Source organism: Vibrio sp. V31_P5A7T61, assembly GCF_009904895.1.
Taxonomy (GTDB): Bacteria; Pseudomonadota; Gammaproteobacteria; order Enterobacterales; family Vibrionaceae; genus Vibrio; species Vibrio metschnikovii.
Map to the genome: position 1 here is coordinate 1 of NZ_WXWI01000055.1, position 6,878 is coordinate 6,878.

At 43.0% G+C, this 6,878-nt stretch carries 5 protein-coding genes and 1 pseudogene; 1 reads left to right on the plus strand and 5 read right to left on the minus strand.

The window, feature by feature from the left end:
* The 4 genes from CAG58_RS11975 to CAG58_RS11990 form a co-directional block, all read right to left on the minus strand.
* The coding region (locus tag CAG58_RS11975; protein ID WP_161439746.1) for a flippase at positions 1-1,144 on the minus strand (1,144 nt) is incomplete at its 3' end.
* A 263-nt stretch (positions 1,145-1,407) separates the two neighbouring features.
* A complete protein-coding gene (locus tag CAG58_RS11980) occupies positions 1,408-2,403 on the minus strand; it encodes a Wzz/FepE/Etk N-terminal domain-containing protein (RefSeq protein ID WP_161426614.1) in 996 nt (331 codons plus the stop codon).
* A gap of 169 nt (positions 2,404-2,572) precedes the next feature.
* A complete protein-coding gene (locus CAG58_RS11985; protein WP_161426615.1) occupies positions 2,573-5,296 on the minus strand; it encodes an SLBB domain-containing protein in 2,724 nt (907 codons plus the stop codon).
* A 76-nt stretch (positions 5,297-5,372) separates the two neighbouring features.
* Positions 5,373-5,894, minus strand: a complete 522-nt coding sequence (locus CAG58_RS11990) for an outer membrane beta-barrel protein (protein ID WP_161426616.1) — start codon at positions 5,892-5,894, stop codon at positions 5,373-5,375.
* A 443-nt stretch (positions 5,895-6,337) separates the two neighbouring features.
* On the opposite strand from CAG58_RS11990, the gene CAG58_RS11995 reads away from it, so the two are divergent.
* Positions 6,338-6,607: a hypothetical protein gene (locus tag CAG58_RS11995; protein ID WP_161426617.1), complete on the plus strand. Its 270-nt coding sequence runs from the start codon at positions 6,338-6,340 to the stop codon at positions 6,605-6,607.
* A gap of 49 nt (positions 6,608-6,656) precedes the next feature.
* On the opposite strand, the pseudogene CAG58_RS12000 reads toward CAG58_RS11995, so the two are convergent.
* Positions 6,657-6,878, minus strand: a pseudogene (locus CAG58_RS12000) (IS4 family transposase); the annotation flags it as partial.

Below are 6,878 nucleotides of genomic sequence, written 5' to 3' on the forward strand. Positions count from 1 at the left end.
GCATTACATTTAATATCATACCTGATAAGTTCCTATAAAATATTTTCTTTGTAAGGCCTTCACTTGTTAAATATTTACCAGAGCTCACTGTTAAAAATACAAATATACCAGACCAAACATGTATCATTAAAATGTCTGCTGAACTAGCATATTCATTTCCATACAAAACAACAACTATCCAATCACTAAATATAGTAATAGGTATAGCTATTATAATTGCAGTCCAAACCATCATTGTATATAGGCGCTGCATTCTTAACATATATAATTCATGACTAATTTTCTTTGCATTTAAAATTGCGGGAAAAAGAGAAGCTGTAATAACTGTAGGAATAAAATAAAAAGCTTCACTTAAACGTATAGCAGCAGAATATATCCCAACTTCATACTCACCAAGCATTTGCTTAATCATGATTTGATCGATGCGCATATAAATCATCACGACAATTGAAGAAAAAATTAATGGCCATGAATCTTTAAGTAAGCGTTTGGCAATGCTAAAATCAAAGCATGTGTAGAAACGATTCCTTTTTTGTAATCGGTAAGCTGAAAAATAACAAGTTGCCAGACTCAATGCATCAAAGGTAGTGACTAATACAAACCAAATTAGTTCTGCTTCAGTAATAACCAGATAAATTTTTATTAGTGATGACAGTGATAGTTGTATGATTTTACAAATAGAGATTAATTTAGCCAGAACTTGCGACTGAAAGTAAAACTCTACCACTTCAAAACTTTGAAATACTAAACCACAAGCTATAATGAAAATAAATAAGTTCGTAGTAGCGTCGTTATTAGTAAAAGGGATCACAGCCGCCATTAATAACATAACGATAATAGAACCCACCACTTTCAGCCAAAAAGCGGTACCTAAATAGGCATCACATTTATCTGGATGGTTGATGAGTTCACGAACGATAATACCATCTAAACCTAGTTTGGCTATACCTGCAAAAATAGCAGTAAAGGCAAGCGCATAGCTAAATAGGCCAAACTGTTGAGGCCCTAGATAGCGTGCAACCCAAATTCCAACTAACAATCCTGCGATAATACGTAAAAATTGCTCAGCTATCAGCCAACTTGTGTTTTTAAAATAGCGTAAAAAGCCTTGATGTTTAAGAACACTCTGAATTTTAATAAACATATTTATTTTTAACTTACATCAATGGTTCAAAAAGACAAGTATAGGTAACATCAAGGTTAACCTATCGTTAGTTTTCTGAATAATAAGAAAAATAACCGCAGAGCCAATAAAGCCAGCACCACCGGTGACAAGAATTTTCATTATTAATCCTATAAGACTAAGAGCGGGCTGCGCCTGCTAGAACGTCGCTGCGCGACTGCGAGAAGCTAGATTCTATAAAAGCGTAAAGTCAGTTATAGATTCTAGCAGGCCGTTAGGCCGCTCTAGCTGCTCGGTTCAACTTCTTCTTCCCTTCTAAATGCAAAGCGCACCAACACCATCGCCACCCCAAGCATACCGCCGAGTAAGGTACCTAATACACAAATCAAGGCTCGTTTTGGTTTATCTTTTAGCTCTGGCACTACAGCAGGGTCAACGACTTTAAACACAAACTCATCTTGCACTTCAGCCAACATCAGGCTTTTGGTTTGTTCTTCTATTAGTTTATAAAAGGTGGCTTGCATATCGGCTACTGAGGTTCTTTGTAGTTGTTCTTGCAAGTAATTGAGATTTTGCGTGGTTTCGGCAATGGTGCGCTCACGCATCACTTGGTTAATTTCTTCCACTAACCATGTAGCCCACTGCTGAGCAATAAAAGGGGAGTAGTGTGAAATACTGACGGTATATAAACCGCTGGTTTTATCGGGAGAAACGGTGAGTATATCTTTAATAAACGTTTCATGCGCTTCTTGAGCAGTCGGTTTTGCACCGCGTAGCCCTTTTGGTTCACGCAACCACGTTTGGGTTTGCTCATCGTATACTGAATCGTCAATAATCAATTGATTGGTGGTTAAATCCCACCCTTTAGCCGCCATCAGCGGGACCAAAATATCGTACTTTTCAATAAAATGTTCAATAAAACGGCGAGACTTAATCACCTGAGCGGCAAGCTCGGTTTGATTGCTTTCACCACTACCAAGATTCACCCCAGCCAAGGCAGCTAAGCCCCCAAGTTGCCCAGCCATTTTTGCTAAACCACCACCGCCACTGCTTTCAGCAGGAGCTAATAGTGTATCGGCTTTATAAATATTTGGCTGACTAAGCGCAAATAAGACCGAGCCAGCAGCAAATACAAAAGTAGTGGCGATGATGATCCATTTGCCTTTCCAGAGGGCGATGAAGAGTTCACGTAAATCGATTTCGTCATCGTGCCGCGGCAGCGGCGCGAATTGCGCGTCTGATTGATATGGCGGATTGTTTTGGGTTATTTGTGTGTTCATAGGTTCTTCAGGTTTAGGGTCTGGTGAAGAAAGAGCGGGCTGCGCCCTGCTAGAGCGTCGCTGCGCGACTGCGAGAAGCTAGATTCTATAAAAGCATAAAGGCAGTTATAGATTCTAGCAGGCCGTTAGGCCGCTCTAGTAAGTTGCGCTAGCAACGCTCTCGTTTCTACTATTTTAACGCATTTACCGCAACACCTGTTTGATAAAGGATTTGCGTCGCAGCGGTCCAGACGTTAAGTGCATCGCGGTAATCGGTATCAACTGGAACGACAATCGTATCACCTGGTCTGAGGCTTTCACCGCGGCGTCTAAACCAAAAACCGGTATTGGGTTTAAAGACAGAGCCATCGGCTCGCACCACAAAGATGCGGTCATCATCAGCTTGCTTTTTCATACCGCCAGCACGATTAATGTAATCTTTCACTGTCAAGCTTGGGTCAAGAAGATAAGTGATCCCTACTTGTACTTCACCCATCACTGAAACAGTATTGCGATACATTGGAATAAATAAGAAATCGCCATCTTCCAACATAAAATTGGCGCTTTTATTACCATCAATAATTTGATCCAATTGCACAACCATACGCCCTAATGCGCGGCTATTGGTTGCCTCTTCGATAAACGCTAAGGTCTTATCAGGATCGCTAATAACACTGGAAACTCGGCTATCAACATTAAAACTTTTTTTCGCCACTTCACGGCGCATATCTGCCGCGTATTGAGTCAGTAGTTTTTGTTCCTGCAAACGTAAGGCTTCGCGAGTAAAAATCGCTCCTTGTGGATGAGCAAACTCGGTTAAGCCTCCCGCCCTTTCTAGAAGTTGGGCTAGTGTTTCTCCACGACGTAACGTATAGGTACCAGGGAACTTCACTTCGCCTTGCAGTACCACGGTATTTTGTTGCTTAATACCTGGTTGCTCAAACACATTTAATCGGTCTCGCGGCTTTATCTCTCGATTAGCTTGGCGGTCACCTTGTATCACAGCGCTGAGATCAATATTTTTGATCTCCGTACGTACCGTATTACCGAATGATTCTATGCGTGCTAATTCTGCATTGGCACTAAAAGCATCGGCGCTTAATCCGCCCACAGCGGCGAGCAACCCTTGCACGGTATTGTGCTGAGAAATAGGATAACGCCCAGGGTATTTTACTTCACCAAACACTTCGGCAATCATCGCCGGCTGACCATAACTGGATTGTTGTTGCAAACGAACCAGTAATGAAGCAAGCAAAAACTGTCGCGAGTTTTCTTGTAATGCTTTAGCTTGCTCTTGGGTAATCATTTGGCCTTGGAAAAACAGGGGTTCCTCTTTTTCGTGATCACCAAATCGCACAATAGGAAAAGATTGCGTGGCTGAACGCTGTTGCTGCTCTCGCTCCGCTTCTTGCCTAGCTAACGCTTTCGCTTGCTCTAAACTTTTGATTTGTGAGGATTCAAGCGTGCTGCCAGAACGACTATTATTTACTAGCGTTGATTCGAGACTCTCTTCTTGCTTCTTGAGCTCTAACAATTCATCCACATCATCAGCACTCAAACGGTTAAACACCAGTACTTGATCTCGTGGTTGCAATGGCAAGTTGTCTGCGCTGTTTGGATTAAGTAAGGCATTCGCTAAGCTAAATTGATAAACCCTCACATCACGCTGCAAATTAACTTCACGGATAACCAACGCATAATTTAAATCGGCGGTAGCATTAAACGCACTATCGGCAGAATGAAAGAGATCGCTGATGCGTAAATTATCACGCCACTCTGCATAACCCGCATGAGCCACATCCCCCAGTAATTGCACATAATTTTGTAATAATTCACTGCGCTTAGCGACGGTAATATCATCGCCATTACGCACGGGTTGTTGGAGTGCTTTTGGCTTTGTTAAGTCCAATGAATGAACATCACGAGTGCCGTGAGAACTCGCTCGCTTAATAGTCGCTCTTTCTAAATAAGCATGAGCAGTCACTCCGCCAGATAGCGTCAAAATATCTTGATAGGTTTCACCGGGTTTGATCTCATAAATGGCTGGGCGCTGCACTTCACCTTGAATGCTGATGGTTGCTTGTACAGGCGCTATCCAAACCACATCACCCGGCATTAAGCGTTCATCATTGCGACTATCGCCTTTTAACAGCAGGTCGTATAAATCAAGCGTGCGCACCACTTGGCCATTTCGCTTTAACTGAACATTACGCAAAGCTCCACTTTCACTAAAGCCACCACTGTAGTAAATGGCCTGCGAGATGGTCGTCAATGCGCTGACGGTATAAGCGCCAGGTTTATAAGCATCGCCCATGACAAAGATTTGCATGCTGCGCAGTTCACCTAAGGTGATATCGCTGCGCACACCAATCATCTGCTCTTGTACCCGCTGCATTAGGCTGGAACGAACTTCACTAAACGATAAACCCGCCACTGAAATAGGACCAAGAGAAGGAAAATTAATCACGCCTTCACGATTAACCCGTAAACGGTGGGTGCTGTTATCTTTGCCAAATAATTGAACAATGATTTCGTCATTGGGGCCGACACGATAATCGCTAGGCACAGGGACATCACTCACGGGAGCAAACGTCGTTGGGGAAGCAGCAAAAAGCTCTAATCCAAACCGCTTTAGTTCAGGCTCTTTCTCTTGGTCTTGTTTATTGGGCTGCTGTTGATCTGCTTTATCGGGACGAGAGGTACGAATATCGGCTGCCGGAAGTGGTTGGCTAGCTCCACTATTATTAGTATTTGGTAAGGTAATCCCATATTGCCGAGCCAAAGCTTGCTGTTGATCGGCAGGCAAGTTTTGAAACATGCGCAACTGCTCAGGTGTTGGGCTTTGAGCATTAGACGAAAAAGCAAAAAAGGCTAACAACAACGAAGAAAAGAAGATAGAGCGTCCGTGAAACATGGTGTTTTCCGATAGTTGAATGGGAAAGTGGTGCGTTGTAGGTTCTAGGTTTATAGGACCTAGGACCTAGGGTCTCTTAAAACCTAAACTGCATACCAAATTGTAAAGCGGTTAAGCGTAGATCATCGCCAGCAAGATAATTTACAAACTCGCCAGTAATCGCTGTTTTTCCACTGAGCGCATAATGCAACCCGACGCCAAAAGTTGCGCCGCTATCATTGGTCGTTTGGTGCTGATAGTCTGCTCTAACATACGAATAACCCGCTAAAGCGTACAAAGCGAGCCGATCGGTGACTGGCATATTGGCTTTAACTAATGCACTGGCTAGGCCATCAATCGCTAAATCATCACTGCGTTTAACACTAGTCGCATAGCGACCTTCAATGGCGACATAATCGGAAAAGAAATACCCAAACTGAATTTGAGCAAGTGCTGGAGATGAGTCTAACCACCCCGTAGAGGCTTGGTATTCGCTATCACTATACGCTGCGCTCACTCCGGCATAGCCATCAGCTTGTGCCGAGAAAGCCACTAGATTGAGGGTTAAACAAAAGGCACCAATAAATGTTTTTTGGGTCACTTGAATCACTGGGTTCATATTGAATTTCATTTTATTAAGCATAGTGGTGAAAAACCATCCTTATCATGTAGTTAGCTTATTCAATCATAGCCTAATTTGACCATAATCAGGCACGCTACCGCCCTACGTAATACAACGCATATCCTAATATTTTCAACCCGCTTATGATTAACGATTAGCAAACGATTAGCAATGATGAATCTTAGTGTTATTCACCTAATCGGCAAATCAACCCGACTAAAAAGCATTTATATATGAGTGTTTAGTCACACAACAACAGATTCCGAACTCATTCATATACTCAACAAGACTTATAAACATATCACTCATAATAAATAATTTAAGCAACATTATGCATTAAAAGGTTTACATTGTTGGATTTTTACTCTTAAACTTAGCGGTGGAGTGATGCATCACTCTATACATCGATGTTAGTTAATTAGGATTCCATGGAGATAGCTATGAAAAAAACAGCAATGGTTTTGCTGGCAACATTTGCAATGGCACAAGGTGCAATTGCAGCTGAAGCAGTAGGTACTGCGAGTAGCACAACTGGTACTACAGCAACGGCTGGCGCTGGTTCTGCAGGCGCTGCAGGCGCTGGCGCAGCGGCTGGCGGCGTGGCAGCAAGCACCGCAGCAGCAGTAATGGCAGCAGCAGTAGCGGTTGCCGCGGTTGCAGCAAGCGATAACGATACAGCGACAACGACAACGGTTACTGCACAGAAATAATTGTGATGTGTTATCAGTAAGCAAAGCCGCCCTGTGCGGCTAATGCCAGTCAGTTAAGCTGACTGGCTTTCTTTTTATTGGGGTATTTCTTTGCCTTTGGTTTTATTGCTCTCGGATATATCCGCTCTTCTCGTTTAATGGGCAAGACATGGTGTATCGCCTCTTCCTGCAAGTGAGTAATGCGCTTAGGGATTGTTCCCGCCGACTCCAACCAGAACCCCAAAATTACGTGAATAATAGAGTGAGCACACGTTGTGAAGCTCAGTTGGTT

What these genes read in the sequence shown, in the direction of transcription:
- CAG58_RS11980 (WP_161426614.1), bottom strand. Translation starts at nt 2,403, where the DNA reads ATGAACACACAAATAACCCAAAACAATCCGCCATATCAATCAGACGCG.
- CAG58_RS11985 (WP_161426615.1), bottom strand. Translation starts at nt 5,296, where the DNA reads ATGTTTCACGGACGCTCTATCTTCTTTTCTTCGTTGTTGTTAGCCTTT.
- CAG58_RS11990 (WP_161426616.1), bottom strand. Translation starts at nt 5,894, where the DNA reads ATGAACCCAGTGATTCAAGTGACCCAAAAAACATTTATTGGTGCCTTT.
- CAG58_RS11995 (WP_161426617.1), top strand. Translation starts at nt 6,338, where the DNA reads ATGAAAAAAACAGCAATGGTTTTGCTGGCAACATTTGCAATGGCACAA.